This window comes from Methylobacterium sp. WL69, from assembly GCF_008039485.1.
Taxonomy (GTDB): domain Bacteria; phylum Pseudomonadota; class Alphaproteobacteria; order Rhizobiales; family Beijerinckiaceae; genus Methylobacterium.
The window spans coordinates 1-2,127 of the sequence record NZ_VRUZ01000183.1; the positions used below are offsets into that span (position 1 = coordinate 1).

At 71.0% G+C, this 2,127-nt stretch carries 3 protein-coding genes; all 3 read right to left on the reverse strand.

All coding sequences use genetic code 11. From position 1 onward, the window contains the following. On the reverse strand, nucleotides 1–716 hold a 716-nt coding region (locus FV218_RS22275), incomplete at its 3' end, for a VOC family protein (RefSeq protein ID WP_147711587.1). Continuing rightward, complete coding sequence (locus FV218_RS22280; RefSeq protein WP_147711588.1) at nucleotides 713–1,615, reverse strand: SMP-30/gluconolactonase/LRE family protein; 903 nt, start codon at nucleotides 1,613–1,615, stop codon at nucleotides 713–715. The genes FV218_RS22280 and FV218_RS22275, both read right to left, overlap by 4 nt. Nucleotides 1,616–1,625: 10 nt before the next feature. Next, nucleotides 1,626–2,072, reverse strand: a complete 447-nt coding sequence (locus tag FV218_RS22285; RefSeq protein WP_147711589.1) for a cupin domain-containing protein — start codon at nucleotides 2,070–2,072, stop codon at nucleotides 1,626–1,628. Between the last annotated feature and the right edge of the window lie 55 nt (nucleotides 2,073–2,127).

Consider the following 2,127-nt stretch of genomic DNA (forward strand, 5'->3'; position numbering starts at 1 on the left):
GGCGCGGGGGGCGTGCGGTAGTGCAGGAGTTCCACGTGCGGGGTCGCCACCCCGGAGGGGCTGAGGGCGATCACATCCACCACCGGATCGGGCAGGCCGTCGAGGGCGGCCTGCTCGGGGCCCGCGTTGAGCCCCCGCGCCGTCAGCCGGAGGCCGAGGTCATCGCGAAAGAATGCCAGACTGGCCTCGATGTCCGTGACCGCGATGGCGGAATGGTCGAGGCCGGCGAACAGGCCGGGGGCCCGCGTCCAGCGCCCGGCGCCGCCTTCGGGAAACGCAATGAGTTCGAGGGGATGCCCGTCGGGGTCGCGGAACTTCCAGGCGGTGACCCCGCCGGACGAGGGCGGCAGGACCTGCGGGCCGCCGCGCGAGATCGGCATGGGCCCGAGCGCTTCCACCCGCGCAAAAGCCCGGTCCATGTCCGAGACCACGATGGCCGCGTGCTGGAACCACGGATCGTTGGCGCCGGCGCCGACGGGATAACGCTGGCCGGGCACGTCGAAGGCCAGGAACTCGATACTCTGCTGCCCGAGCCCCATGCGCAGGCGCCCCCCGCCGGCTTCGGGAAGCCCGAGGGCCTCCAGCATGGCGGCCGGGATGCCCTCGACGGGACCGAGGCGCCGGAAGTCGAGGCCGTCGCGGTAGAACGCCTCCGTCCGGGCGAGGTCCGCCACCGTGCGGCTGATGGCGACGAGGCCGTCGACGCAGGCCCTCAAAGCAGCCGGGCTCCACGCCGGTTGACGTAGATCGCCATCAGCGTCCGGCCTGCGCAGAGGAACAGGCGTGAGCGTTCGCGTCCGCCGAAGGCGAGGTTGGCGACGGGGCCAGGGGTGAGGATCTTGCCGAGCAGGATGCCGGCGGGATCGATGCAATGGACGCCGTCGCCGGCGCTCGACCACAGGTTGCCGTCGGTGTCGCAGCGGAACCCGTCGGCGAAGCCCGGCTCGACCTTATGGAACACCCGCCCGCCGGACAGGCTGCCGCCGGCACCGACCACGAAGACGCGCAGGTGCCGGGTCGGCTCGGCCGCGAATTGCAGGCCGCTCTCGGCGATGTAGAGGCGGCTCTCGTCGGGCGAGAAGCACAGGCCGTTGGGGCCCTCGAAATCGTCGGCCACGATGGTGAGGTGGCCGGTGCCCGGATCGAGGCGGTAGACCCGCGCCGGCAGTTCGGAGACCTGCTTGCCGCCCTCGTAATCGGTCTGGATGCCGTAGGGCGGGTCGGTGAACCAGATCGTCCCGTCGGACTTGCAGACGATGTCGTTGGGCGAGTTCAGGCGCCGTCCCTCGTAGCGATCGGCCAGCACCGTGACGGTGCCGTCGAGTTCGGTCCGGGTGATGCAGCGTCCCCGATGCGAGCACGACAGCAGCCGCCCCGCGCGGTCGCGGGCGTGGCCGTTCTCGAAGCGACTCGGCGAGCGATAGACGCTCACGCCGCCGTGCTCGCTCCAGCGCATGACCCGGTCGTTGGGCAGGTCGCTGAACAGGAGTTCGTCCCGGTCGCCGAACCACACCGGCCCCTCGCACCAGCGGAACCCCTCCGCGAGGGTCTCCAAGGGGGCGTTCGGCAGGATGAAAGCGGCAAAGCGCGGGTCGTGGATCTCGAAGCCGTCCATGGCAGCCCCCTCAGGTGAAGCGTCCGGGCTGGTTCACCGTCGGGGTCACGTCGAGGCCGACCACCATCATGGTGCAGGGCTCGTCGCCGACGGTGCCGGAGAGGTGCCCCTTGCGGCCGTCATGCGGGCGCGTGTTCTGGTCCTCGCCGAACATGACCTCGCCCGGGCCCATCTCGACCCGGTGCCCGTCCATGGTCTCGATGAACCAGCGGCCCGTGAGCACGGCGATCCACTGGGGCTTCGGGTTCTCGTGCCAGTCGCCGACCCAGCCGACGGGGAGCACCGTGAAGGTCACGCCGGATTTCGCCGGGTCCTGCTTGTCGTTCCATTGCGGCGCGACGTCGGGCCCGACGCCCTGGAACCGGAAGTTCGACAGGGTGAAGCGCTCCTGCCGGCTGATCCCGTCCGTGTCCGTGTAGACGTGCCAGTACGGCATGCTTGGCGTGATCTCGGCCATGGGGGGCTCCTTTCAGGGTTGGGTCGGGGCGGCCTGCGGGCCGCTCGCGAGGGGG

What these genes read in the sequence shown, in the direction of transcription:
- FV218_RS22280 (WP_147711588.1), bottom strand. Translation starts at nt 1,615, where the DNA reads ATGGACGGCTTCGAGATCCACGACCCGCGCTTTGCCGCTTTCATCCTG.
- FV218_RS22285 (WP_147711589.1), bottom strand. Translation starts at nt 2,072, where the DNA reads ATGGCCGAGATCACGCCAAGCATGCCGTACTGGCACGTCTACACGGAC.